Source organism: Rhodovulum sp. FJ3 (assembly GCF_032918305.1).
Classification (GTDB): Bacteria; Pseudomonadota; Alphaproteobacteria; order Rhodobacterales; family Rhodobacteraceae; genus SAT37.
This window is the reverse complement of sequence record NZ_JAWJUU010000003.1, coordinates 19330-44545: the sequence shown is the minus strand read 5'-3', so window position 1 is coordinate 44545 and position 25216 is coordinate 19330. Positions and strand designations below refer to the sequence as shown.

The 25216-nt window shown below is 60.0% G+C and carries 25 protein-coding genes and 1 tRNA gene; 13 read left to right on the top strand and 13 right to left on the bottom strand.

Annotation, left to right across the window (positions count from 1 at the left end; genetic code table 11):
* Nucleotides 1-30 precede the first annotated feature (30 nt).
* Genes R1W00_RS09240 through glmM form a run of 3 tightly spaced genes read left to right on the top strand, consistent with a single transcriptional unit; the run spans nucleotide 31 to nucleotide 3356 of the window.
* The gene (locus R1W00_RS09240; protein WP_317262456.1) at nucleotides 31-963 is read left to right on the top strand and encodes a dihydroneopterin aldolase; all 933 of its coding nucleotides are present in this window, start codon (nucleotides 31-33) and stop codon (nucleotides 961-963) included.
* A 40-nt stretch (nucleotides 964-1003) separates the two neighbouring features.
* Nucleotides 1004-2008 (top strand): dihydropteroate synthase, encoded by a 1005-nt coding sequence (gene folP / locus R1W00_RS09235; protein WP_317262455.1) that lies wholly within the window; start codon nucleotides 1004-1006, stop codon nucleotides 2006-2008.
* A 4-nt stretch (nucleotides 2009-2012) separates the two neighbouring features.
* Nucleotides 2013-3356: a phosphoglucosamine mutase gene (gene glmM, locus R1W00_RS09230; RefSeq protein ID WP_317262454.1), complete on the top strand. Its 1344-nt coding sequence runs from the start codon at nucleotides 2013-2015 to the stop codon at nucleotides 3354-3356.
* Between the two features lie 122 nt (nucleotides 3357-3478).
* Here the strand turns inward: glmM and R1W00_RS09225 are convergent, their stop codons facing one another.
* Together R1W00_RS09225 and ilvC are read right to left on the bottom strand one after the other, a co-directional pair.
* Nucleotides 3479-4402 carry a DMT family transporter gene (locus R1W00_RS09225; protein WP_317262453.1) on the bottom strand — a complete coding sequence of 308 codons (924 nt, stop codon included), beginning with the start codon at nucleotides 4400-4402 and terminating at the stop codon, nucleotides 3479-3481.
* Nucleotides 4403-4479: 77 nt separating this feature from the next.
* Complete coding sequence (ilvC, locus tag R1W00_RS09220) at nucleotides 4480-5502, bottom strand: ketol-acid reductoisomerase (protein WP_317262452.1); 1023 nt, start codon at nucleotides 5500-5502, stop codon at nucleotides 4480-4482.
* 147 nt (nucleotides 5503-5649) lie between these two features.
* On the opposite strand from ilvC, the gene R1W00_RS09215 reads away from it, so the two are divergent.
* Both R1W00_RS09215 and R1W00_RS09210 read left to right on the top strand, forming a co-directional pair.
* Nucleotides 5650-6108 (top strand): Lrp/AsnC family transcriptional regulator, encoded by a 459-nt coding sequence (locus R1W00_RS09215; RefSeq protein ID WP_317262451.1) that lies wholly within the window; start codon nucleotides 5650-5652, stop codon nucleotides 6106-6108.
* Complete coding sequence (locus tag R1W00_RS09210; RefSeq protein ID WP_317262450.1) at nucleotides 6105-6569, top strand: Lrp/AsnC family transcriptional regulator; 465 nt, start codon at nucleotides 6105-6107, stop codon at nucleotides 6567-6569. Before R1W00_RS09215 ends, R1W00_RS09210 begins: the two co-directional genes overlap by 4 nt.
* Here the strand turns inward: R1W00_RS09210 and R1W00_RS09205 are convergent.
* The 3 genes from R1W00_RS09205 to R1W00_RS09195 form a co-directional block, all read right to left on the bottom strand.
* Nucleotides 6566-7765 carry a UbiH/UbiF family hydroxylase gene (locus R1W00_RS09205; protein WP_317262449.1) on the bottom strand — a complete coding sequence of 400 codons (1200 nt, stop codon included), beginning with the start codon at nucleotides 7763-7765 and terminating at the stop codon, nucleotides 6566-6568. The genes R1W00_RS09210 and R1W00_RS09205 overlap by 4 nt on opposite strands.
* A 72-nt stretch (nucleotides 7766-7837) precedes the next feature.
* On the bottom strand, nucleotides 7838-8050 hold the full coding sequence (locus R1W00_RS09200; RefSeq protein WP_317262448.1) for a hypothetical protein: 213 nt from the start codon (nucleotides 8048-8050) through the stop codon (nucleotides 7838-7840).
* Between the two features lie 127 nt (nucleotides 8051-8177).
* Nucleotides 8178-8822 carry a pyrimidine 5'-nucleotidase gene (locus R1W00_RS09195; protein WP_317262447.1) on the bottom strand — a complete coding sequence of 215 codons (645 nt, stop codon included), beginning with the start codon at nucleotides 8820-8822 and terminating at the stop codon, nucleotides 8178-8180.
* 110 nt (nucleotides 8823-8932) lie between these two features.
* Between R1W00_RS09195 and R1W00_RS09190 the strand changes: the two genes are divergently transcribed.
* Nucleotides 8933-9586 (top strand): GntR family transcriptional regulator, encoded by a 654-nt coding sequence (locus tag R1W00_RS09190; RefSeq protein WP_317262446.1) that lies wholly within the window; start codon nucleotides 8933-8935, stop codon nucleotides 9584-9586.
* Nucleotides 9587-9589: 3 nt separating this feature from the next.
* Here R1W00_RS09190 and R1W00_RS09185 read toward each other — a convergent pair whose 3' ends face one another.
* Both R1W00_RS09185 and carA read right to left on the bottom strand, forming a co-directional pair.
* Nucleotides 9590-11413: a glycosyltransferase family 2 protein gene (locus R1W00_RS09185; protein WP_317262445.1), complete on the bottom strand. Its 1824-nt coding sequence runs from the start codon at nucleotides 11411-11413 to the stop codon at nucleotides 9590-9592.
* 186 nt (nucleotides 11414-11599) lie between these two features.
* The gene (carA, locus tag R1W00_RS09180; RefSeq protein WP_317262444.1) at nucleotides 11600-12751 is read right to left on the bottom strand and encodes a glutamine-hydrolyzing carbamoyl-phosphate synthase small subunit; all 1152 of its coding nucleotides are present in this window, start codon (nucleotides 12749-12751) and stop codon (nucleotides 11600-11602) included.
* Nucleotides 12752-12923: 172 nt separating this feature from the next.
* On the opposite strand from carA, the gene R1W00_RS09175 reads away from it, so the two are divergent.
* Nucleotides 12924-13379 (top strand): GatB/YqeY domain-containing protein, encoded by a 456-nt coding sequence (locus R1W00_RS09175; protein WP_317262443.1) that lies wholly within the window; start codon nucleotides 12924-12926, stop codon nucleotides 13377-13379.
* A 70-nt stretch (nucleotides 13380-13449) separates the two neighbouring features.
* Here R1W00_RS09175 and R1W00_RS09170 read toward each other — a convergent pair whose 3' ends face one another.
* From R1W00_RS09170 to lipB, 6 genes are all read right to left on the bottom strand, one after another.
* On the bottom strand, nucleotides 13450-14244 hold the full coding sequence (locus R1W00_RS09170; RefSeq protein WP_317262442.1) for an SDR family oxidoreductase: 795 nt from the start codon (nucleotides 14242-14244) through the stop codon (nucleotides 13450-13452).
* 209 nt (nucleotides 14245-14453) lie between these two features.
* Entirely contained in the window at nucleotides 14454-15278 is an 825-nt protein-coding gene (locus R1W00_RS09165; RefSeq protein WP_317262441.1) for a hypothetical protein, read from the bottom strand.
* A 108-nt stretch (nucleotides 15279-15386) separates the two neighbouring features.
* Nucleotides 15387-15899 carry a DUF2244 domain-containing protein gene (locus R1W00_RS09160; protein WP_317262440.1) on the bottom strand — a complete coding sequence of 171 codons (513 nt, stop codon included), beginning with the start codon at nucleotides 15897-15899 and terminating at the stop codon, nucleotides 15387-15389.
* Between the two features lie 9 nt (nucleotides 15900-15908).
* The gene (locus R1W00_RS09155; protein ID WP_317262439.1) at nucleotides 15909-16412 is read right to left on the bottom strand and encodes a hypothetical protein; all 504 of its coding nucleotides are present in this window, start codon (nucleotides 16410-16412) and stop codon (nucleotides 15909-15911) included.
* Between the two features lie 68 nt (nucleotides 16413-16480).
* Nucleotides 16481-18151, bottom strand: coding sequence for a cytochrome c oxidase subunit I (gene ctaD / locus R1W00_RS09150; protein WP_317262438.1), 1671 nt, complete (start codon nucleotides 18149-18151; stop codon nucleotides 16481-16483).
* Nucleotides 18152-18373: 222 nt separating this feature from the next.
* Complete coding sequence (gene lipB / locus R1W00_RS09145) at nucleotides 18374-19066, bottom strand: lipoyl(octanoyl) transferase LipB (protein ID WP_317262913.1); 693 nt, start codon at nucleotides 19064-19066, stop codon at nucleotides 18374-18376.
* Nucleotides 19067-19186: 120 nt separating this feature from the next.
* Here lipB and R1W00_RS09140 point away from each other — a divergent pair.
* From R1W00_RS09140 to R1W00_RS09115, 6 genes are all read left to right on the top strand, one after another.
* Nucleotides 19187-19273: transfer RNA gene (locus R1W00_RS09140), tRNA-Leu, on the top strand.
* 680 nt (nucleotides 19274-19953) lie between these two features.
* Complete coding sequence (locus tag R1W00_RS09135; protein WP_317262437.1) at nucleotides 19954-21561, top strand: FRG domain-containing protein; 1608 nt, start codon at nucleotides 19954-19956, stop codon at nucleotides 21559-21561.
* Between the two features lie 715 nt (nucleotides 21562-22276).
* A complete protein-coding gene (locus R1W00_RS09130; protein WP_317262436.1) occupies nucleotides 22277-23341 on the top strand; it encodes a hypothetical protein in 1065 nt (354 codons plus the stop codon).
* A gap of 298 nt (nucleotides 23342-23639) precedes the next feature.
* Complete coding sequence (locus tag R1W00_RS09125; RefSeq protein ID WP_317262435.1) at nucleotides 23640-24029, top strand: hypothetical protein; 390 nt, start codon at nucleotides 23640-23642, stop codon at nucleotides 24027-24029.
* A gap of 3 nt (nucleotides 24030-24032) precedes the next feature.
* Nucleotides 24033-24719 carry a YafY family protein gene (locus R1W00_RS09120; protein WP_317262434.1) on the top strand — a complete coding sequence of 229 codons (687 nt, stop codon included), beginning with the start codon at nucleotides 24033-24035 and terminating at the stop codon, nucleotides 24717-24719.
* Entirely contained in the window at nucleotides 24709-25170 is a 462-nt protein-coding gene (locus tag R1W00_RS09115; protein WP_317262433.1) for a DUF6194 family protein, read from the top strand. Before R1W00_RS09120 ends, R1W00_RS09115 begins: the two co-directional genes overlap by 11 nt.
* Nucleotides 25171-25216 lie beyond the last annotated feature (46 nt).

Here is a 25216-nt window from a genome sequence, read left to right as displayed (position 1 = left end):
AGAATGGCGCATACGCGATAGAGGCCGACCATGACCAGCGACATTCACCTAGCTTTTGCTCATCCCGTTGAACGCTCTGAAGCGTTGGCGCGCGGGAATGAACCGCGCGACCGGTTGTCTCTGCGCGACCATGTGGTTGAGGTTGAGATCGGCGCGTTTCAGTCCGAGCGCGGCCAGACCCAGCGTGTCCGGTTCAACGTCGTGGTCGAACTGCGCCCGCAAACGGGACCGGTCGATGACGATGTCGATAAAATCCTGTCCTATGACACGATCACCGAGGCGATTGCGAGCGAACTGGCGTCTGAACGTCTGAACCTGCTGGAAACGCTGGCCGAACGGATTGCGCTGCGCCTGTTGCGCGAACCCCAGCCGATGCGCGTCTTTGTCCGTGTGGAAAAGCTGGACCGTGGTCCCGGTGCGCTGGGGGTCGAGATCGTGCGCGACCGTCGCCCCGAACTGACCCAGACCCCCGCCGAACAGGCGGCTGAACATCCCGTCGTGGTTTACCTGTCCAATGCGGCGATGGCTTCGGGCGACCTGAGCGCGTGGGTGGATCGTCTGGCGGCGGGCGATGCGCCGGTGATCCTTTGCGTTGGGGCAGGGGACACGCCTGCGCCTGTGGCCGCACATCCCTTGGCGCAACGCCGCATTGATCTGTTGGCGATTGAACAAAACGCGTGGGTTTTGGCCGCGCGCGATCCGCGTTGCGTAGTGACCAACACGCGTACCGAAATCGATTGGGCGATGAAACACGACCAGATTTGCGTCTGGGCCCCGTCGAAAATCGTTCTGGATGCGGTCGATGGCCCGTCAAGCGCCCCGAATGATGCGATGGCACTGGCCCTGTGGTTCGGGAAAGAGGTCTCGGCGCGACGCATGGTGGTGATTGACGACGCCCCCGCCACGGACACCCCAGAGGGGGTAGAGGTTTTGTCGCTGAAATCGGCGGCTGACGCGCTCTGACCCTTGCCAAAGCGGGTGTTTTGCCCAAAAACCCACGGGTATGACCGATTATTTTCGTCCCCTCGCGCGCACCGACGCGCCACGCCCTGTGACGGCATTCACGCTGGCCGGCGGGTGGTGCTGGTTCGATCAGGTTGAGGTGCTGCGCCGTGATGCCGCCCCGACCGTTGTTCCCGCGCATAGCCTTGATGATGCGATCCTGACCCGCCTGTGCGCCCCGCGCGCCGATATTGCGGGGATGGCCATGGATACCCCGCGGATCATGGGCATTCTGAATGTCACACCCGATAGCTTTTCCGACGGGGGACAGTTCAACGCGCCCGACGCCGCGATGACACAGGCGCAGGTCCTGATCGATGGCGGTGCGGATACTCTGGACATCGGCGGGGAATCTACCCGCCCCGGTGCGGCAGAGGTCCCCGTGGATCAGGAAATCGCGCGCACCGCGCCGGTGATTGCCGCCCTGCGCGGTGCCGGTGTGACGACGCCGATCTCAATCGACACGCGCAAGGCCGCCGTGGGTGCGGCGGCGATGGCTGCGGGGGCCGATCTGATCAACGATGTGGCGGCGTTCACCTTTGACCCCGAACTGTTGTCGGTTGCCGTGGCCGAGCACGCGCCGGTTTGCGTCATGCACGCCCAAGGCACGCCCGAAACCATGCAATCCGATCCGCGCTATGACGATGTGGTCATGGATGTCTATGACGCGCTGTCGGGATATGTTGAAACCTGTGTCGCCGCCGGATTGCGCCGCGACCAGATCACCGTCGATCCGGGCATTGGGTTCGGTAAGACGTTGGAACATAATATCAAATTGCTGAAATCCCTGTCGATTTTCCACGGGTTGGGCTGTCCCATCCTGCTTGGGGCGTCGCGCAAACGTTTCATCGGCGTGATCGGCGATGTGCCAGAAGCCGCCGACCGGATGCCGGGATCGGTTGCGGTCGCTATGGCGGCTGCGGCACAAGGGGTTCAGATTTTGCGGGTGCATGATGTGGCCGCAACCCGTCAGGCCCTGCGCCTGACACAGGCTATGTGGGGGTAGAGCTATGGCGGACAAGCTGTTTGGAACCGACGGTGTGCGGGGGCTGGCCAACCAATATCCGATGACGGCGGAAATGGCGCTGCGCCTTGGGGCGGCGGCGGGCCGGTATTTCCGTCGCGACGGGTCGGCCGCGCACCGTGTGGTGATCGGCAAGGACACGCGCCTGTCGGGCTATATGTTTGAAAACGCGCTGACGGCCGGGTTCACCTCGACGGGGATGAACGTGTTTCTGCTGGGGCCCGTGCCGACGCCCGCCGTGGGGATGCTGACCACATCCATGCGCGCGGATGTGGGCGTGATGATCTCGGCCAGCCACAATCCACACCACGACAACGGCATCAAATTCTTTGGCCCTGACGGGTTTAAGCTGTCTGATGAGGCCGAGGCCGAGATTGAGGCCCTGACCCTGTCGGGCGTAGAGCCCGCACAGGCGCAAAACATCGGTCGGGCCAAGCGGATCGACGATGGCCGGTTCCGCTACTATGAGCGGGTCAAGGCGACGTTGAGTTCCGGTAAGCGTTTGGAAGGCCTCAAGGTTCTGGTCGACTGCGCCAATGGCGCGGCCTATCGTACCGCGCCCGAGGTCCTGTGGGAACTGGGCGCCGAGGTGATCCCGTTCGGCGTCTCGCCCAATGGCACGAACATCAACGAAAAATGCGGCTCGACCCACCCCGAAGAGGCCGCCGCCGCCGTGGTCGCCCATGGCGCGGATGTGGGGATTTGTCTGGACGGCGATGCGGACCGCGTGATGATCATCGACGAAAACGGCGTGGTGGCCGACGGGGATCAGATCATGGCCCTGTTCGCATCGCGGTGGGCCGAGCAGGATCGTCTGCGCGGCGGCACCTTGGTCGCGACGGTGATGTCGAACCTTGGGCTAGAGCGGTATTTGCAGGGACAGGGCCTGTCTCTGGAGCGGACCGGTGTTGGTGACCGCTATGTGGTTGAGGCGATGCGGCGCGGGAATTGGAACCTTGGCGGGGAACAGTCGGGCCATATCGTGATGACCGATTACGCGACCACGGGGGACGGGTTGCTGGCGGGGTTGCAGTTTCTGGCCGCGATGGTCGAAACGGGCAAGACCGCGTCCGAGTTGGCCCGCCGGTTTGATCCGGTTCCGCAGCTTCTCAAAAACGTGCGGTTCACGGCGGGTCAAACTCCGCTGGACAGCGCGCCGGTACAGGCCGCGATTGCCGATGCCGAGGCGCGTCTGGTGGGCAAGGGACGTTTGTTGATCCGCAAGTCCGGGACGGAACCGTTGATCCGTGTGATGGCCGAATGTGAGGATGAGGGCATGTTGACCGAGACGGTCGATGGGATCTGCGCCGTTATTCAGGAAAACACCTGATTGTTCGATTTGTATAGGTCCTGTTTCAGGGCTGTCGTGAAAAACTTTTATTAAACGGAAAAATAGGCCGCATTGTTCATGCAGCCTATTTTGCGCTTTTAGTAAGTTTATGTCGAAATCGTCTATGCCGCTTTGCGCCACAACCGTGTCAGGGCGCCCCATTGACCTAGGGCAACACCGGCGAGGATCAGGGCGAGCGCGCCCAGCAATCCGGGTGGCAGGGGTTCGTTCAAAACGATGCTGCCCAGCACCACTGACCAGACCGGCACCTGATAGTTGACCAGTGTCATGAAGGTCGGACCGGCAGATCGGATGACCGCCACGCGCAAGATGTTCATTGCCGCCGTAGAGAAAATCGAAATGAACAGCAGGGCGAGGATCGGGCGTGGTCCGGGCATCGGCGGGAGGCCCTCGGAGATCAGGGCGACGGGCAAGGTGATCAGCGCGCCGAATACCATCATGAGGGTCGCCAGACCCAGTGTGTCGACCGGAGGTAGGCGGCGGATGGTGATTGAATTGACCGCATAGCACGCCGCGACGGAGACGCAGGCGAGGCGGCCCCAGAATTCCAATTCATTGCCGCTGCTGGTCAGGGCGTCTTGGCCGAGCAGGATCCAGACCCCCAGAAACCCCATCCCGACGCCGATCACGGATCGCGGGGTCAGGCGTTCACCCGAGACCAAGAAATGCGCCATCGGCAGAACGATCAGGGGGACGGTCGCCATGGACGTGCCCGCAAAGCCCGAGGTCACGTGCTGTTGCCCCCAGTTGAGCAACAGGAACGGCACGCCACAGGCCACCGCGGCCGTCCAGATCAGCGCGATCAGCGTCGGCTTGCGGTCCGGATCAAGCGCAAGGCGGAACCCGCGCCGCGCCCAGAGCGCGCCGAGCAACACCGCCGCAATCGCCAGCCGCAACGTGGCCAGCCAGAACGGCGGAATCCCCTCCAGCGCGATGGAAATGCCCAGAAACGTCGATCCCCACGTAAAGCCGAGGACGGCAATCATCAGCCATGACATACGGGTAATTTCGGGGGTCGGGGTCATCACATCACCGCAAAAAGAAACAGCCCCGCGACAATGGCGGGGCTGTTGAAATGTGCAATCGCTATTTAACTGGGCGATTAGTTTTTCGCTTTGTCGACCATCTTGCCAGCCGAGATCCACGGCATCATGCCGCGCAGTTTCTCGCCGGTGGCTTCGATCAGGTGCTCGTCGTTGGCGCGGCGCGATGCTTTCAGCGTCGGCTGACCAACAGCGTTTTCCAGCATGAAGTCGCGAACGAACTTGCCCTGTTGGATGTCGGTCAGAACGGCCTTCATCGCAGCTTTGGTTTGCTCGTAGGGCAGGATGCGCGGGCCGGTGACGTACTGGCCGTATTCTGCAGTGTTCGAGATCGAGTAGTCCATGTTGGCGATGCCGCCTTCATAGATCAGGTCAACGATCAGTTTCACTTCGTGCAGACACTCAAAGTAAGCCATTTCCGGTGCGTAGCCAGCTTCGACCAGGGTCTCAAAGCCGCAACGGATCAGTTCAACCAGACCGCCGCACAGAACAGCTTGTTCGCCGAACAGGTCGGTTTCGCACTCTTCACGGAAGTTGGTTTCGATGATGCCCGAACGACCGCCACCGATGGCCGAGCAGTAGGACAGACCTACGTCCAGCGCCTTGCCGGTTGCGTCTTGGTGGACGGCTACGAGGCAGGGCACGCCGCCGCCTTTGACGTATTCGCCGCGTACGGTGTGACCCGGGCCTTTGGGGGCCATCATGATGACGTCAACGCCGGGCTTGGGTTCGATCAGGCCAAAGTGCACGTTCAGACCGTGAGCAAACGCGATTGCTGCGCCGTCTTTCAGGTTGTCGTGGACGTATTTTTTGTAGGTTTCTGCCTGCAGTTCGTCGGGCATGGTGAACATGATCACGTCACACCAAGCAGCGGCTTCGGCGATGCCCATCACTTGCAGGCCTTCGGCTTCGGCTTTCTTGGCCGAGGGCGAGCCTTCGCGCAGAGCGACAACAACGTTTTTCGCACCCGAGTCGCGCAGGTTCAGCGCGTGGGCGTGGCCCTGCGAGCCATAGCCCAGAATGGCAACTTTGGTTTCTTTGATCAGGTTCACATCGCAATCGCGATCGTAATAGACGCGCATGTCGCAGTCCTTCCATTGAGGCCCGTTCGGGCGATTATTCTGAGGGGCAACATACGAAGTGCATCGTGATGATGCGTTGCAAAATGCGCAGAATTCCGTCAAATGTCGGAGATATAATTCGCGATCTAGTGGATATTTGGTGAAATCATGCAAGTGACCGATGCCGACCGGCGGTTGTTGCGCCATCTTCAGGCGGAACCGGACATTTCCAACGCCGCCCTTGCCGAGCGGGCGGGGATGACGGCGGCGACCTGTACGCGGCGTCTGGAAAAGCTGCGTCAGGCGGGGGTGATCCGCGCGACCCGCGTGCGCATCGATTGGCGCGCCTTGGGCTATGAGGTTGAGGTCAGTTTGCGCGTCACGCTGGACAAAACCAACCCCCGCGCGTTTGACGAATTTCTGGCCGCCGCGCGCGATGTGCCCGAAGCCTATGAAATACAGACGTTTTTGGGGCAGGTCGATGTGCGTCTGAACATTCTGGCGCGGGATATGGCGCATTATCAGGCGATCTATCGCGACCGCATTCTGACGCTGCCCCATATCGCGGATATTGAGGCGCTGATGCATGTGTCCGACATCAAAAAGCACGAGGCCCTGCCGTTATGATCGACCTTGATGACCAGGACCGCGCGATTCTGCGCGCCCTTTTGGCCGATGCGGGTCAAAGCGCGGGGGCGATTGGCCGGACGCTGGGCCTGTCGCAACCGGCGACGTGGCGACGGATTCGCCGGATGGAGGACGCGGGCATCATCGCCGGTCGCCGCATTGATCTGGACGCCGAGGCCTTGGGGTTCGGGGTGACGGTGTTTTTGGGGATCAAGCTGGCCACCAAGGGACGGGTCAGCCTTGAGGATTTCGAACGCGCGGCCACGGCCATCCCCGAGGTGCAGACGGTTCAGCACGTGCTGGGCCTGTATGATTACCGTCTGCGGGTCGTTGCGCGGGACCTAAGCGACTTTGAACGGGTGCTGCGCCGCCGGATCATGACCTTGCCAGGTGTCGGGAATGTCGAGGCCAATGTCCTGTTGTCCGAGGAACATCGCCCCGGACCGCTGGGCGTCGGTTAACGCATGCCCAAACCGGCCTTCATCAGGGTTTTGCGCACCGGCGACACGGAATAAAGCGCGTTCAGCGCGTTCGCCCGCATATCGCGCAGCCCCTGCGCCCCCATCATCGACGCACGGTTCAGCATGTCGATACCGGTCACACGCGCGCGCACCTCGGGCCAGCGGCGTTTGTTAAACGTGCTCAGCATCTCGACCGAGCCAAGGTTCGCCGGATCGGCCTGTGCCAGTTCCAACAGGACACGGGTGTCCCCAAGGCTCATGTTCAGACCCTGCGCGCCGATCGGGGGCACCACATGGGCGGCCTCGGCGATCAGTGCGGTACGTTCGGCGTAAAACCGTTCGGCGATCTGGCTGATGATGGGCCAGACGGACAGGGGGCTGGCCAGTGTCAGTTCCCCATAAAGACCCGCAGAACGGGCGTTCATTTCGGTGGTGAAGTCGTCAACCGGTAGTTTGGACAGGCGGATCACCTCGGGGCCGCTTTCCATCCAGACGATGGCGGAACAGGGTTTCCCGTCGCGGTCGGGCAGCGGCACAAGGGTAAAGGGCCCGCCACTGCGGTGCACCTCGGTCGAGACGTTGTTGTGCGGTTCGGGATGGGTCACGGCAAAGGCCAGTGCCTTTTGCCCGTAACGCGTTGTTTTCACGTCGATCCCGACTGCGTTGCGCACGGGCGAATTGCGCCCGTCGGCGGCGATCAACAGGCGTGCGCGCACCGGCGTGCCATCGGACAGGGTCACGCGCGCCTCACGCTCACGCGTCAGGACATTGCGCGTCGCGACGCCCGCGCGGAATTCGACGTTGGGCAGATCATCCAGACGCGCCACCATTTCCCGCCGCAACAACCAGTTCGGCAGGTTCCAGCCAAAGGGCCGGTCGGAAATATCCGAGGCGTCGAAATCCTTGGTGATGCGGGCCACGGGATCGGGGCCACCGGCATCTGCAATGCGCATGACCTGTAGGTCGCTGGCAAAGGGGGCTAGCCGCTCCCACAAACCGGCGGCGATCAACAGATCGACCGAGGGCTGCAAAAACGCGGTGGTGCGCATATCGGCCCCGGCCGCGCCTTCGTCGGTCACGGGCGGGGCAGGGTCCACGACAAGAACGGAAAACCCCGCCGCGCCAAAAGCCGCCGCCGAGGCAAGCCCCGCAACGCCGCCGCCGGAAATCAGGATGTCGGTTTGAACGTGGTCCATGGCAATGCTCCTTGGATCATCAGATAGGGCGAAACGGCCGGATGATCCAAGGGGCAAATCGTCATCCCCGCATCATCCGCGCGTGATGACCAGCAAGATCACGAACATCACCGGCACAAAGGCCACGGCGGGGATGTACAGGCCCGGCACGCCAAAGGTCAGGAACGAAATTCCCCACAGCGCGATCAGGGCCACCACCAGAAACAGGGTAAAGGCAAAGGTGCTGTTGGAAATCGTGCCTGCTACGTCGTGGGTTGGGGTGGTGATGGTGGTGTCGGTTGCCATTGTGTCTCTCCGCTTTGGTCGGAGGCGACATAGAAACGGGCGGGCGCGGGCAACAGGGCACAGGTTGCCGCACTGCGTCAAAACATCCCAGAAAACGCCGCGATTTCCATGGGGTGCGGCAATCTGTTCAGATCAGAATGGCCAGAAAGCCGGACAGATCGTCGGTATGATGGTGGATATGGGGCGCGGGTTCGGGCGTGGGGGCGACGTGAACCGTGCGCATCCCCATGGCATGCGGCGCGGACAGGTTGCGGGGATCATCCTCAAACATCGCGCCGCGGGAGGTGTCGATGCCGGCGGCGGTGAACACGGTTTCAAAGGCGCGGTGCTCGGGCTTGGGTCGGAAATTGGCGTGCTCGACCCCGTAAATCCCGTCAAACAGCCCGTCCAGACCCCGCGCGGCCAGCACGTTTTGCGCATAGGGTGCGCTGCCGTTGGTATAGACGAACTTGCGTCCAGGCAGGGCCTTGATCCGGTTGGCCAGCGTGGCGTCGGGGATCAGCGCGCTGAAATCAATGTCATGCACCGAGGTCAGATAGGGCGCGGGATCGACCCCGTGCAGGTCCATCAACCCTGCCAGTGTCGTGCCATATTCCGCCCAATAGTGTTTGCGCAGGCGGTTCGCCTCATCGCGCGGCACGTTCAGCGCGTCCATGACATAGGCCGTCATGCGCACCTCAATCTGATCAAACAGACGCGCGGCGGGCGGATAAAGGGTGTTGTCCAGATCAAAGATCCAGTCCCGCACCCCGTCAAAATCTTGTTTCACCATGGGAAATCCCTAGCGGGCTGCGGCGTTTGGCGCAACGGCTGTGGTGTAGAATGGCTTGATTCGTGAGCGCTCACAGGGATAGTTAGAGCGGGATTTTTAGGGAACAGTTCATGAAAGACGCGAAAAACTCGCAAAAAGACGCCTATGCTTTGATCTTGGACGCGATCGATGTGGGTGTGTATCGCCCCGGTGATCGCTTGGTCGAAAGCGAACTGGCCGAGCGGTTCGGCGTCTCGCGCACGCCCATCCGTGAGGCGTTGCAGCGTCTGGAGACCCAGTCCCTGTTGGTGCGCGACGGGCGCAGTTTGATTGTTGCCTCGCTGAACCACAATCAACTGGCCGAACTATACGTCGTGCGGGGAGAGCTTGAGGGGCTGGCGGCCCGTCTGGCCGCGCGTCACGCCACGGATGAGGAAATCAATGTCCTGCGGGCCATGGTCGAAGAGGATCGCGCGTTGCTGGGCGATCCGTCGGGCATGTCGCGGGCGAACCGCCGGTTCCACAAACAGGTGCATCTGGCGTCCCATAACGTGTTTCTGGTTCAACAGCTGGACCTTGTGCACCGGTCGATGGCCCTGATGGCGACCACGTCTCTGGCCGCCGAAGGGCGCGGGGAAAAGGCGCTGGAAGAGCATGCTGCGATTGTCGAGGCGATTGCTGATCACGACGGGGATCGGGCCTATCAGGCGTTGAAATCCCATATCTCGACCGCGTTCGAGGCGCGTTTGCGTCTGGACGCGACGAGTTTTGCCAACGAACTCTGACCCTTAGTGAACGAGGCGCAGGCCCGCCGGTCCTGGGATGATGTCGGGGCCGTGGGGGTCGTGATCCATGTCGTCGGCGATCCCGTGTTGGGTTTTGTCCCAATAGAACGGACATGTGACCATCTCATAAAGGGCCTTATAGGCTGCGAAACTGGCCATCGGGTGATAGGCGTACAGGGTCGGCACCCACCAGCGATAGGCGGATTTTCCCGCGCGTTTCAGGCCGATGACGCCGGTTGCGATATTCAACCCCTCACAAAGCGCGAATAGGGCGCACATGGCGACGAATTGCAGGGTGCTCATCCCCGTGACGACGGGATGGGCGATGCCAAACGGGACCACCCAGAACGACCACATCAGCGGCGCCAGCAGGGATTGCGACAGGGACCCCGCGAACAGGATCTGGAACCCCAGAAACCGGCGCGGGCCCAGTTCCCGCCACAGCCGCATCGGGTCGCGCATATGCACCGCATAGGTCATCATGAACCCTTTGACCCAGCGTGAGCGTTGTTTGATCCACGGCACCATCCGGCAATTCGCCTCTTCGCCCGTGACGGTGTCGACCAGTTCCGTGCGATATCCCGCCCGCGCCAGACGCACGCCCAGATCGGCGTCCTCTGTCACGTTGTGGGCGTCCCACGCGCCGATCTCTTCAAGCGGTTTGCGGCGGAAAAACAACGTGGTGCCGCCAAGGGGAACCACCAGACCCAGTTGCGAAATCCCCGGCAATAGAACCCGAAACCACGTGGCATATTCCACCGTGAAACAGCGCGACATCCAGTTGCGAGAGGTGTTGTAGAAATCCAGCGCGCCCTGCAGACAGGCGACGTTCTCGGGCGCGGTGTTAAAGATGCGCACGACCTTGTGGATTTGATCGGGGTCCGGCGCGTCCTCGGCGTCGTAAATCCCGATGATCGACCCCTTGCAGAAATCCAACGTGTAATTCATCGCCCGCGGTTTGGTTTTCAGGCTGCCACCCGGAACGGTGATCACGCGCATCCAATGGGGCAGGCGGGCCGCGATCAGGCGATCACGGGTGTCGGCGTCCTCTTCCTCGGTGATCAGGCAGACGTCCAGCAATTCCTTGGGGTAGTTTAGCCGCCCCAAACGCGTGACAAGACGCTGGGCGATGTCCTCTTCTCGAAACAGGGGGACAAGGATCGACACCACGGGCAGCTTTTGCGCAGGCCCCGCAGTCGGGCTTAGGTCGTGCTCCTGCGGTTTGGTGCAGAGCGTGGCCAGTTTCAGGGCCGTCCAGAAGGCCAGTGACACCAATGCCCAAAGCGCCAACAGATTAAAGGTCAACAGGGGGCGCGCCACGCCAAGGGCCGCCAGCATCACCAAGGCCGTCGTCAGGATAAATCGCGGGCGGTTCTTGTACCAATAACGCGACGCCATCTCGTCCGGCACCCGCGTTTCGGCGCGTTCGATCAGCTGTCGGTCGCGCAGGTTCAGGATCGCGTGGTGCAGGGCGCTTTCGCTGCAAATCGCCATGATCGGACGGCCAAACGAGGCGGGCAGGGTCAGCTTGTCGAACTGATCGGGGCGACAGGTGGCGATGACGACACCGCCGCCGATGCGTTTGATCGGCAGGATCCCTTGGCGCAAACAGGCCTCGACCCCGATACGGTCCAACAGGCGTGGATCGGGCGATTGTGTTTCCAGATCAATGGGATCGGTGCCGAACTGAACACAAAGCGCGTCCAGCAAGTCGCCCTCGGTGATCCAGTCATGCGCCAACAGGATATCGCCAAGCCGCAGGTTCTGACGGGTTTGGAGCGCAATCGCGCGGGCTAAATGGTCAGGGCGCAAGGCCCCACTGGCCAACAAAATCTCCCCCAGCGGCCGACGTCCGTTGTTCGACGGGCGTGGTCCAGCAGGTAAAGGTCGTTTTTTAAATGTCTGAAATTGCGCAACAATCGCCGACATCGAAATATCCATAAAAAAACTATCCCCACTGTTAGGCAGGGATAGTTAACGAAAGGTAAATTTCGATGGTCGCTGGGCGCGCGATCAGGCGCGGGCGTTCATCGCGTCTACAAAACGCTCAAACAGGTAAAAGCTGTCCTGCGGACCCGGGCTGGCCTCGGGGTGGTATTGCACCGAGAACACGGGGCGTTCGGTCATTGCGATGCCACAGTTGCTGCCGTCAAACAGCGACACGTGGGTCTCTTTGACACCCTCGGGCAGGGTCTGGCTGTCCACGGTAAAGCCGTGGTTCATGCTGGTGATTTCGACCTTGCCGGTGTCCAGATCCTTGACCGGATGGTTCGCGCCGTGGTGGCCGTGGTTCATCTTGATGGTCTTGGCCCCAAGCGCCAGCGCCAGCATTTGGTGACCAAGGCAGATGCCGAAAACCGGCAGGTCCTTTTCCAGAACGCCCTTGATCATCGGCACGGCGTATTCGCCGGTCGCGGCGGGATCGCCCGGACCGTTGGACAGGAACACACCTTCGGGGTTCAGGGCCAGAACATCCTCAGCGGTTGCGGTGGCGGGCAGGACGGTGACGTCACAACCGGCACTGGCCAAACAGCGCAGGATGTTGCGTTTCGCGCCGTAATCAATCGCCACAACGCGACGACCGGGTTCGGTGCGGGCCGTATAGCCATCGGGCCATGCCCAACGCTGTTCGTCCCAACGATAGGATTGCGCGCAGGTGACGGTCTTCGCCAGATCCAGACCTTCAAGGCCGCTGAATGCGCGGGCCTTGGCGACCAAGGCCTCAACGTCGAACACGCCGTCGGGGTTGTGGGCGATGGCCACGTGCGGCGCGCCTTGCTGACGGATCGCGCGGGTCAGGCGGCGGGTGTCCACGCCACCGATGCCGATCCGGCCACGGCGTTCCAGCCACGGCTGCAGCGATTCAACCGAACGCCAGTTGCTGGGCGTGGTCGGGTCCCATTTCACCACCATACCGGCGGCAACGGGATCGGCGGTCTCGTCATCCTCGGGGGTGACGCCGGTGTTGCCGATATGCGGGAAGGTAAAGGTCACGACCTGACCGGCGTAGGACGGGTCGGTCATGATTTCCTGATAGCCGGTCATCGCGGTGTTAAAACACAGCTCGGCCACCGTATCACCAACGGCCCCAAAGCCCTTGCCGTAGAATACGGTTCCATCAGCAAGCGTCAGACAGGCGGTGGGACGGGTCGTGGTCGAGGGCATGGCAGGCTCCGGTGCTCAAATCGGCGCGAAACTACGCGCGGCTCCCTTTGGGTTCAAGGCCAAAGATGCGGATTCTGCGTATATTACACGGATGGGCGATCTCTTGCACCTTTGGGCGCTAACAAGTAGGTTGCGGGCTCTCGCATCTGGGGAACAAGAAAGCGAAAACTACATGCGCAACCGCATTGCTACGGCCCTCAAAGAGGCCATGAAAAACAAAGAGGCTGAGCGCCTGTCGACCCTGCGCCTGATCAATGCCGCGATCAAGGACATGGAGATTTCCAAACGCGGAGGCGAGGGGGCCGATATCCCCGTCTCGGACGAAGAAATCCTGCAAATTCTGGGACGTATGGTAAAACAGCGCAAAGAGAGCGCCCGCACCTATGAGGAAGGCGGTCGTTTGGATCTGGCCGAGCGCGAGATGGCCGAGATCGCCATTATCGAGGAATTCCTGCCAAAACAGCTGAGCGATGATGAAATCGACGGCGCGATTTCGGCGGCCATTGCCGAAACCGGTTCCGATTCCATCCGCGATATGGGCAAGGTTATGGGCGCGCTGAAATCCAAATTTACCGGTCAGATGGACTTCTCTCTGGTCGGCCCGATGGTTCGCAACAAGCTGAGCTAAGCGCCAAACCGCCCGAATTTCGAACAAAGAGCCGCCCGCGCCTGTGATGGTGCGGGCGGTTTTTCTCTGCCTAATCGCCCGGTGTGGCCGCCGATCCGGCCAGCAACCCGCCGTCGATGTTCAACTCGGATCCGGTGATATAGGGCGCATCGTCGGATGCCAGCAGCAGGGCAAGTGCTGCGACCTCCTCGGGTTCGCCAAACCGGCGCAGGGGGGTGCCCGCAACGATTGCGGCCTCACGCGCGGCGCGTTCCGGCCCATCGCCCAGCATCGGGTCCCACATCGGCGTGCGGATGGCGGCAGGGTGGATGGAATTGCACCGGATGTTCAACCCCTGCGCCGCACAATAGAGGGCGACCGATTTCGTGTGGTTGCGGATCGCGGCCTTGGACGCGGCATAGGCCGCCGCCGCCGGTATCCCCACAAGGCCCGAGCGCGACGAGATGTTGATGATCGATCCCGCGCCGCGCGCCCGCATCGCGCCGATGGCATAGCGGCACCCTAAAAACGTGCCGTCCAAATTCACCGCATGCACCGCGCGCCAATCGGCTAATGTCGCGTGTTCGGGGTCATGGGCGGGCAGGGGCGCATCGTCGCGGGGTTCCAATCCGGTGATGCCTGCGTTGTTCACCATGATGTCGAGGACGGGCACGCGGGCGGCCAGAGCGTCCCAGTCTTCCTCTCGTGACACGTCGAGGGGGATAAAAAGCGCGCCGATCTCGGCGGCGGTGGCGGTTCCGGTGTCGACGTCGATGTCGGTCAGGATGACCTTGGCCCCCTCTTGCGCGAACAGGCGGGCGATGGCCGCGCCAATACCACGCGCGCCCCCCGTGATCAGGGCGGTTTTGTCGGTCAGTTTGGGCATGGAATGTCCTATGGGTAAATATGGATCAAAGGCGCCAACCGCATCTGCGGGCGCCGTGGTTCAGCAGGGTGTCCGGATTACCGGCGGCTGTGATCCATTGTCTTTACTCCGTCTGACCCACCCGACATGGGGGCAACCCGCGCGCGGATCAAGGGGCAAACGAAAAGGGCCGCCCAGATGGACGGCCCTGTTTTTGTATTCTGTGGGGATCAGAGGCCCAGCGTGTCGCGCAGTTCCTCAACCGCCGCGTCGGACAGATCGCGCCCACCGGCGGCGGTGTCCAGCGCATCGGCCTCGGCCTCTTGCGCGTCTTCATAGGCTTCACCGGCAGCGTTGGAGGCCTCGGTCAGCTCGTCCAGCTTGTCCTCGTATTCGGTCGCGGTGGCCAGATCGGATTCCAGACCGGCGGTGTCGACCTTTTGGTCCTCAAGCGCGGATTTCTTGCCCTCGTAATCGGGATCCGCAGGGTCGAGATCCGAAATTTGCTCGTCCAGATCGGCGTTCTTGGCGTTCGCCGCGTCCAGTTGACCTTGGATTTCGTCGGACGAGGGGCCGGAATAGCTGTCCTTGTGGGCCAGGTAATCGGCATAGGCGTCCTGCCATTCCGAATAGGCGTCCTTGGTTTCAAAGGCGGCCTCTTGATAGGCGGCGATTTTGCCGACCTGACTGTTGGGGTTGGCGTTCTTCAGGGCGTTGGGGTTTGCCTTGGCGGCGTTCAGGCCACCCAGTTCCGAGGCCAGACCGCCGTTGCCGTTGCCATTGCCACCGGCGTTGCCGCCACCGTTGCCACCGGCATTGCCGCCGCCGTTGCCACCGGAATTGCCATTCCCGTTGCCGCCAGAATTACCGCCGCCGTTCCCGCCGCCGTTGCCGCCACCGTCTCCACCGCCATTTCCGCCACCGTTACCGCCGGCGTTATCGCTTTTGGCGATGGCCGCGTCTGCGGACATCAGGGTGACGCCGGCTGCGACGCCACCAATGGCAAATACCGAAAGGGCCAGCGCGCTGAGTGTGGTTTTGAAATGCTGTGTCATGGTCCATCCCTGTCATAACGGCGCCCACAAAAGGCGCAAAAGATCGTAATACGCCCAATTTGCTATGCAGGAATTGTGCCCTTTTTGGGGCATTTGGCCGAGTCTGTACTAAAGTGCAGGCGGGCCTTGGGTTTTTACGGCGAACAGCTCTTGTTGGAGTTCATCTCGCAGCGTCAACCGTTCGTCAGGTGTCAAGAAAGCGCCGATTTCCACCTCGCGCCCGCTGCCGCGCAGGGTCAGATATTGTTCGACCGGACCGCCACGGGGGTGCATCTCGACACTGACCCAATAGGGGTTCGCCGACCAGTTCTGTCGCGGCGCGCGCGGGTTGTGGCGGGTCAGGGTGACCTCGTCATGGGTGAGGCGCAGCTCCTCTAGGATACTGCCGTCCTTATAGCTGCGTTCGATCATGACCCACGTCAGGGCGACCACGCCCACCAGAAACGGCAAAAGCCCCCACAGGATGGGCGAACCCAGAACGGCGATCAGTGGCAGAAACAGCAGCCCACAGGTGATCCCGATAAACACCACAAACCCGCGACGGGGCAGGGAGCGGTAGGGCCAGAGGTGCAGCACCTTGGGCCCGTCCGGCGTTTCAGGGGGCAACCATTCATAGGGCATGGGCGTGCCTCAGGATTTGGACACCGCGCGGGCCAGCGACACCAACGGTAGACCGACCAAAATCAGCAGGCCGGTCAGAACGATCATGCCCATCACCCGCGCCAGCGAGACAATGTCATTCAGCGCGTTGGGGTTATTCGTCGAAAATAGGCCCAACATGATCCCCGGCAAGAGCAAGGCAATCAACATCGCCCAGAACATCAGAACGCGGGTTTTAGCGGCGACGGGGGTGGCAAAGCGCGCCTCGACCATGTGCAGGACCCAGATCAACCCGAACAGGATCGCCGGACCCATGGACCCGCCCCCCAAGGGGCCCGAGGCCACGTCGCGCAGGCTGTGGCGCAGGGCCATCGCGCCGGGCACCACGCCCTGCATCGCCAGCGACTGGAACAGGGCCACAGTGACAAACCCGATTGTGGCAGCCCCCAGAAGGCCGGTGATATTGGCGCCTTTCCACTGGGCGATCATGACGATCAGGATGACGACCAAGGGCAGGATGGTGAAAATATACATTGCGCGCTCTCCTCATAAAAAAGGCCCCGGAGATATCCGGGGCCTTGGGTCTTTAGGCAAGGGGGAAATTAGTGCGCGTGGCCCTTATCCCACTCTTCCTGCTTGGGCAGGATTTCAAAGGTGTGCTCCGGCGGCGGCGAGGCCACGGTCCACTCCAGCGTATCGGCATACTCGTTCCAGTAGTTGGCCTCGCTCACGCGGCGACCTGCGAACAGGCTGTAGAAAACAACGCCGATGAAGAAGACAAACGAAGCGAACGAGATGAAAGCACCGATCGAGGACCAGTAGTTCCAGGTCGCGAACTGCTCGGAGTAGTCGATGTAGCGACGCGGCATACCTTGTGCGCCCAGGAAGTGCTGGGGGAAGAAGGTCAGGTTGGCGCCGATGAACATCATCCAGAAGTGCAGCTTGCCCGCCCATTCCGGGTACTGACGGCCCGACATCTTGCCGAAGTAGTAGTAGATACCGGCAAAGATCGCGAACACCGCACCCAGCGACATCACATAGTGGAAGTGTGCAACCACGTAGTAGGTGTCGTGCATCGCGCGGTCGATACCGGCCTGCGACAGAACGATACCGGTCACACCGCCAACGGTGAACAGGAAGAGGAAACCAAAGGCCCACAGCATGGGGGTTTTGAATTCGATCGACCCGCCCCACATGGTGGCGATCCAGCTGAACACCTTAACGCCGGTCGGAACCGCGATGACCATCGTCGCAACCATAAAGTACGACTGCTGGGTCAGCGACATGCCGACGGTGTACATGTGGTGTGCCCATACGACAAAGCCCAGAACACCAATCGCAACCATTGCGTAAACCATCGGCAGGTAGCCGAAGATCGGCTTGCGCGAGAAGGTCGCAATGACGTGGCTGATGATACCAAAGCCCGGCAGGATGATGATGTACACCTCGGGGTGGCCAAAGAACCACAGGATGTGCTGGTACAGAACCGGGTCACCGCCACCAGCAGGCTGGAAGAAGGTGGTGCCAAAGTTACGGTCGGTCAGCAGCATGGTGATCGCACCAGCCAGAACCGGCAGCGACAGAAGGATCAGCCACGCAGTCACAAACACCGACCACGCAAACAGCGGAACCTTGTGCAGGGTCATGCCCGGCGCACGCATGTTCAGGAAGGTGGTGATGATGTTGATCGCACCCAGAATCGAGCTTGCACCAGAGACGTGCACAGCAAAGATCGCCAGATCCATCGAGTAACCGCCTTCGTTCGTGGACAGCGGCGGGTACAGAACCCAGCCAACACCCGAACCCAGCTGGTCGTTACCGCCCGGCGAGAACACCGACAGAACCGCCAGCGTGGTACCGGTGACATACAGCCAATACGACAGGTTGTTCAGACGCGGAAACGCCATGTCCGGCGCGCCGATCTGAAGCGGCATGAAGAAGTTACCGAACCCGCCGAACAGGGCAGGAATAACCACAAAGAACATCATCAGGATGCCGTGGCCGGTGATCAGAACGTTCCACAGGTGGCCGTTCGGGGTACAAGCATCAGCAGACTGAGCAACGAGGCTCATGCCTTCCATGCACATGTACTGTACGCCCGGGTTCATCAGCTCGAGGCGCATGTACACCGTAAATGCGACCGAGATGAAGCCTACCAGACCAGCAGTGAACAGGTACAGGATGCCAATGTCTTTATGATTCGTTGATTTAAACCAACGGGTAAAGAACCCGCGGGTATCATGTTCGTGGCCATGAATGGCTGCGTCGGCCATTTGATGCCTCCCGTTATTACAGTCTAAGCGGTGAATACGACGGTATTCATCCGCACGTTCCCTTTGGCAGTTTTAGTGCGCCGCTTGGCCCAGAGCAATGCTCTGATATGCCGCAGTTGGAATTTAAACCACGACCGATTGCCGCATACCGACGCATACTAAATCGGCGCGATACCTACATCTACGCCCGCGAAAGGCAACATGTATCTGACATGCGGGGGGTTATTTACCACCAAAGACGGTGTCAAAGCTGCGCCGCAGCGCGTTGTCGACGTCATCCATGGTCACTGGCAGGCCCAGATCGACCAGACTGGTCACGCCATGTTCGCGGATGCCGCAGGGAACGATTCCCTCAAAATGTTCGAGATCCGGTTCGACGTTGATCGACAGGCCGTGAAAGCTGACCCATTTGCGCAGGCGCACGCCGATGGCGGCGATCTTGTCCTCACGGGGGGTGCCGTCGATGTTGGCGGGCTTGTCCTCGCGTGTGACCCAGACCCCAACGCGGCCTTCGCGCCGCTCGCCGCGGACGTTGAATTCGGCCAAGGTCTTGATCACCCAATCCTCCATCGCGCAAACGAATTGACGCACGTCGCGTCCGCGTTTGCCGATGTCCAGCATGACATAGGCCACCCGCTGCCCCGGACCGTGATAGGTATATTGTCCGCCGCGCCGCGCCTCATAAACGGGAAAACGGTCGGGGTCGGTCAGATCCTCAATCCGCGCAGATGTGCCCGCCGTATATAGGGGCGGGTGTTCCAGCAGCCAGATCAGCTCCTCCGCCTTGCCCTCGGCAATGTCGGCCACGCGGGCCTCCATTTCGGCCAAAGCTGTCTCATAGTCGACCAGTCCGTCGGAAATCCGCCATTCCACCATGGGCTCACCTTTGTCATGCGTGGGTTCTGCCCCCGAAATACGGGTCTTTGTCAGGGATTTAAAGGGTTCAGCGTCCCGCACGGGCAGGGGGGCGAAAAAAGACGAAAAATCCGCTTCACATCGGTTTTGGGTTTCGCTATGAACCGCGACACACGGCGTGCGGTCGTGGCGGAATTGGTAGACGCGCAGCGTTGAGGTCGCTGTTCCTTAACCGGAGTGGAAGTTCGAGTCTTCTCGACCGCACCATTTTATCAAGATAATTGATTTTAAATCAATGTCTTGCGCGTTTTCGGCATATTTTTACCCACCCTTTCATCCACCTATTTGTGTTTGGCATGCGCAACTTTGTTGATGTGCGCCGATCTGTTCGGTTGTGTGGCCGTGCCATATTTTTCGTCATGATGGTCGCCGGAGAATGCCATCTGATCGATTGGCGCTCTCCATCTATTCTGACTGCCGTCCCTATTGCCGTTCGCCTTGGAAGGTTACGAAAGGCTGCTTTGCGCAGGAAGCGACCTTTGCAAAGTCCTAGCGCCAGGACTACGGTGATGGGCAGGACGGCCCTCTCCGGACATTGGCGAAGCTGGCTCCGCGGCAGCGCAGCTTCCCCAAACCGGCCATCCATGGCATCGTGTAACAATGTCAGGCACGCCATGGTCAGCAGCGCGGACTTTCCTGCCGTTCGCTGCACGTGCAGCCTGCAGCGGGTCGTGCGTCGGTAATGCGCAGATAGCTGCCCTTGGGGCCGTAGCCCCAGGAGGCCTCGAAGGGCCCTTTAACTGTCGTCATCTAGAATGCCGCGCCTCGAAGCGGACAGTCGGGGCTGGCTAGCCCAGACCCACAGGAAAGGCAGGGCTTGAGGAACAAGCAGTCGCTCCCCACCCGATCTTTCGACATGCAGCTTCCATCAGCGCTCGAACTACGCCATGGATAGTCGCCTATATGGAATTCAGCTGCTTTCAGCTTTTTGGCGTGGCAGTTATCAAATGGTGGGTGGAATCATGTCTCAAATCAATGAAACCGATCCGATAGGCGCGAGCTTGCTTTCTAGCCGCAGCGTATTTGAGGTATATACATCCGATCAATTCAGTTCCGACGCATCCTATCGCCGGTTTGCACGCAATAAACTCAAGTCCCTAGGCTTGATGAACCCGGTCGAGTCCCATGCCATGTTGTATGACACGATCATGCTGCCCGAGAGCGAGGTGAGTGTCGAAGATCGCACTCATGGCTGCCCTCAACCGATCGCCGAGATCGGGATCGACAAGCTCGGGCTATGCTGGATCGATCCAGAGGCCCTTCGCGAGCATTTTGGACTTTCTTATTTTACCGAGATGGGTCTGGGCGAGGCTTTCGCACGACCATTCCTCTGTGATCCGTTTTACGGGTTGGCGATCGTTCCGGTTGGCGGACGCTGGGTCCATGCCTCATTCACCATGGATTGGCTCCCGCGCAGAGAGGCCGTAATCGGCGACCAGATCCTAGCTTATCTCCGCGATCCATCGCGCATCTTGGGTGATGGTGCCGAAGCGGCCAGGCTCTTCTGGTCGGACTTGGTCGACGACCTCGGGCGCACGGCATTGGCGCAGGCGACTCCGGCCGAACTGCGTATCGATAGTATGGACCAGCTCCGTGACCTTGCGACTGCACTCACACAGAAGCTCGCGCTCACGAACGGAAACAGTAAGGTCTGGTTCCGCGGTCAGGTGTCCGAATACCTGACCCTCGACCGGAGCGCGGCATTTGCGCAAGGATGCCTACCCTATGCCAATGTCCGAGACGCGTCTTTGGTCACGTCGCTATATCGCAACGCTGGTCAGTTTGGTGGAGAGCGCGCGGCTTATCGCAAGTTTCTGATCGACATCATGGCTTGGGAAAGTGCGGCAGAGACAGTTTTTGGACCGGCATGGGTCGATGTGCCGCTCTATGGTGACTTCCCCGAAGCCGAATTCGGCGACGGGCTGGAACTCTCGTCGACACAGTTAGCTTATGACAAAAATGGGAATGTCGTAGGTGGCAGGACGCGTCATACGACATTTGCCAAGTCCGCGTGGCAGCGAGGCCTGCTTCTCCAGCAATATGGCTGCCCGACGCCGTTCCTCGACGTTACCTCGTCGATCGATATCGCGCATTGGTTCGCGACTCACAAATTTGAGGGCGCGGGCTCATCGCCGCTGTACAGAGACCACAGCTGGGGTGGTGACGATCTAAACCGTTGGCCGACAATCTACTGCTTCATTCTCTCGCCGCGCTTTCATCCGATCGTCGAGTCGACTCGACTGAATTCCGACGACGTATCGACCCGGGTACTGCGTCAACATTGCGGCCTACTTGGTGGTGGCGGGCTTCTCGCCCGAAACTATGCGGCGCGCTACATCGGTCTGAAGTTGCGACTTCATCCGAGCCTGGCGGGTCAGTCAAAAATCGCAATCGAGGATCTGTTTCCAGCTGCCGATACGGATCTCGTTTATCGCGAACTGCTGAAGATCTCTAAGATCGGCACGGGCAATCAGTTTCCACTCTACGGAATCTAACACTGAAGCGCTCCCCTATTCCGCTTAGTCATGCGTCTCTTCGAAGGGCAACGTTCCTGCAGTCGGCTTTCCGAACCTGATATGCGGCAAACGGGTCGGATGTACGAGGAGTATGGGCCACAGCGTGCCAAGAGTTGCGTCCGGCTTGTGAGCACTCCGGCCCTCGGTGCTCGGCGCAGCAAACGGCGGCTTCGCCATGCCGGGGCGTCAGCGCCTCGTCGAGCGTTTCGCCGGGCGGGAATGTCGCAAGAGGGCTGGAGAGGACGTATGCACCCGCAGCGAAGCCGTGGCATGGTCATGGTCAGTTTGGCTCAGAAACGGTCATGCGGCGGCGCAGCAGGTTCCTCATCCAATTGAGCCGGATCCGCGATGAGTGGACGGCCCTCTCCGGACATTCGCCAAGTTGGCTCTACTGCGGCGCAGCTTCACCAAACCGGCCATTCATACAGGCCGCAGCATAGTTCAGGGACCCGAGGTCTGCAGTGCGGACGAAGCGCCACTTCGCTAAGCCTGCACCAATGGTTGCTTCAGTGCCCTTTAAGCAGCTTAAGGTAACGGGCTTAGTCCGTGTGGTTATCTTGTAGCATTTCTATAGTGCGGGCGACCGCGCAACCGCCAAATCACTCCCCCCAGATGCGGTTGCGTTTCGGCAGGCTTCACCCATATATGGATTCGCGGCGGTAATTTTGAGATTTACAACGGAAGGTTGAGTAACATGCAGGGTGAAGAGGGTACTGCCGACAAACTTCCAGATAACGTTTCGATCCCAAGCAATCTTCAGTTCTTCGCTAGGGGGTTCGCGAATGAGGACTATGCAAAGGAGGCAATCTACAAGTTGCACTCCGTCCTCAGCGTCATCAGCCAGTCCATTGATCTGACCAATCTGGATGGCGTGACAGTTGCATTCGACTATGACGAAGCGCTAGCGGAGCTGGATCGTGGATATGAGACCACCTACAAGCTCTCCGCAACGAAAGGCGTCGCTATCGGTGTCGCAATGGCCCCGACGGTGATCCGTGACGGTGTGATCAAGACCCACCTTGTACTCAACGCAAACTACGCACTCAGCATTCTTGAGGAACCAGGGGAGGAAACCGAGTACTTTGGACAATCACTTCATTTGGTTGCTCACGAGTGTGCGCATGTCGAGGTGACTGCTGCATTTGACAGATCTTTCCCGAAAATTCTTCTACAGAAAAAATACAATAACATCCTAGACCACATGCGCTGGCAGGTAATTCTGGCAACGTGGGATGAGTACGCAGCATGCCGCATTGTCGGCTCGTTCGGGTATGATCCCGTAGACGGTTACCTCGAGACATTGGTCAAGGTGTTGGGCACTACCAGAGGTCAAGTTTACGAGATGATCAAGGCGTACCGGACGCACGGAGATGTTGGACAGGTTGCAGAAGAAGTGTATGGACGTATTGGAGAGCTACTGAAGTATGCATCGTACTTCTTGGGTGCGGTTACAGCGCGAGAAACTCCGGAAACGCATCCTGCCGATTTAACTCAAGGGGCTGATTTTGAGTGGTTTTCTCCATTTTACGAACGCCTCGTTAAGGTGCATGAGGCGCTTTGGGGTGACTTTGGGAAGTGGGAAGGTTTGGATGTCTTCGAGGCCCTTGGTGACATTTTAGAGGACATGGCTGAGAGCATTGGCGTCGAAGCTTCACGCGTGTCCGATGAGTTGATTAACTTCAATATCCCATACCGAAGTGAAACCATGCCCGACGGTGCGATGATGAACCGACTACTACGTGGAATGCTCGACAGATAGATGCGTTTCAAAAATAGCTTAGGTCTAGGTGGGATCGAACCGGTCATGCGGCGGCGCAACGGGCCTTGCGCCTGCCAGGCAGCGGCGGCCATCGCTCCCGGCCCATAGCCGACGTCGAAGCGACTTTACGCTAACGACTGCTCAGAGCCCAAACGGCAAACTTTCTGCAACGCGACCAATGTCCGACATTGAATTGGTCGAGGCTTGCGGGAGGTGGAACTCGGTTGCGTCTCGTAACTGACAGACCGTGTCAGTTGGCTTCTGCTAGCAGAGTGCCATCGAAACTCTGGAGCAAGATATGACTAAACCTTTTCTCTTGGCGGGTGTCATGACCGCGACCTTCGCAACGGGCGCTGTTGCGCAGGACTGCACTGCATCCGGCGACGCCGAGGTTGGCATTGTCGAGATCGTTCAATTCCGCTTGGCAGACGGCGTGGACCGAGATCAATTCATTGCGGCAGCGGCGAGCACCATGCCAATACTCTGCACCATGAATGGCTTCATAGGGCGGGTTTTGTCTGAGGGCGAAGATGAGTCATGGACTGATCATGTGAGATGGACAGATACTGAAGCAGCGCAAGCTGCCATGGCCGCGTCGATGGAGAATGAGGCTTTGCTTCCCTTCATGATGTCCGTCGATCCTGAAACGATGACTTTGACCTATCAGGTACCGATTGTGCTAGAATGAGGCATGAGACGCACGGACCGACTGTTTGATATTCTTCAGGTTTTTCGCGATGGAAAGCTCCATAAAGGCGAAGAACTGGCGCAGCGAATGGAGGTCTCTCTCAGGACCATCTACCGCGACATTGACACGCTTGTGGCCTCCGGCGTCCCCATTACGGGCGAACGCGGCGTGGGATACCTGATGCAAGGTCCGGTGTTTCTGCCCCCGCTCAACATCACCCAGGGCGAGCTTGAGGTTCTTGAGCTCGGGCTCGCTCTGGTTCAGGCGTCCTTTGGCAAGGTCATTTCAGCAGATGCCGAGACCTTAGGCGACAAGGTGCGTGCCGTGCTGCCGCGTCCTGAAATGCTCGACCCGCATCGCGGGAGCATTGGTGTCTACCATACCAAGTTCTCTGATGCCGAACGTGAAACACTTGAGGTTGTTCGGCGCGGCATACTGGCTCGGACGAAGGTGCGGTTTGACTATCTGTCGCTGCGACAGGAGCGGTCCACGCGCTATGTTCGCCCTTTGGAAGTTCAAGTTTGGGAAAGCGTTTTGACCCTTACTGTCTGGTGCGAGGATCGGCAGGATTTTCGGGCCTTTCGGCTGGATCGCATGGAGAACGTCCAACTCACAGAGGACGGATACCGTCTTGAACCCGGCAAAACCTTCACGGACTATTTGAAAAGGATCGCAGAGAATGAGCACTGATCCTACCCCCGACAGCATCATCGCGTATCTGCTGGATCGTTTTGAGGGCACCCGCGTGGTGGAGGCCTGGGGAGAACGGTCGATTTTTTACAACCCCAGCCTCATGCTGCCGCGCGGGGTCTATTTTGCAACCGTCAAGGAAAAGGACGGAGAGAACGACAAGGCCTCTCACCTGGACCGCGCGGGCGTGTTTCGCCTAAACGTTGGGACAACGAAGCCGCTGTTTCTGAAACGGTTCGGTCCGCCCCCTTCACGCCCCGGTAAGGGCGGGGTGGTCGATGGTCAGTGGGACTTCACCGCCGCCGACACGCTCACTCCGCATCCTGTCTATGGCTGGATGAGCTGGGTCGCCGTTTTGAACCCGTCAAACGAGACTTTGACCGACATGTCGGAGATAGTGGAAGCAGCGTTCGGTAAAGCTAAGGCATCCTTTGAGAAGAAAACCCGATAACGCGGCCCGGCTAGGCCGCCATTGGCGCAACGGCAGCGAAAGCGCA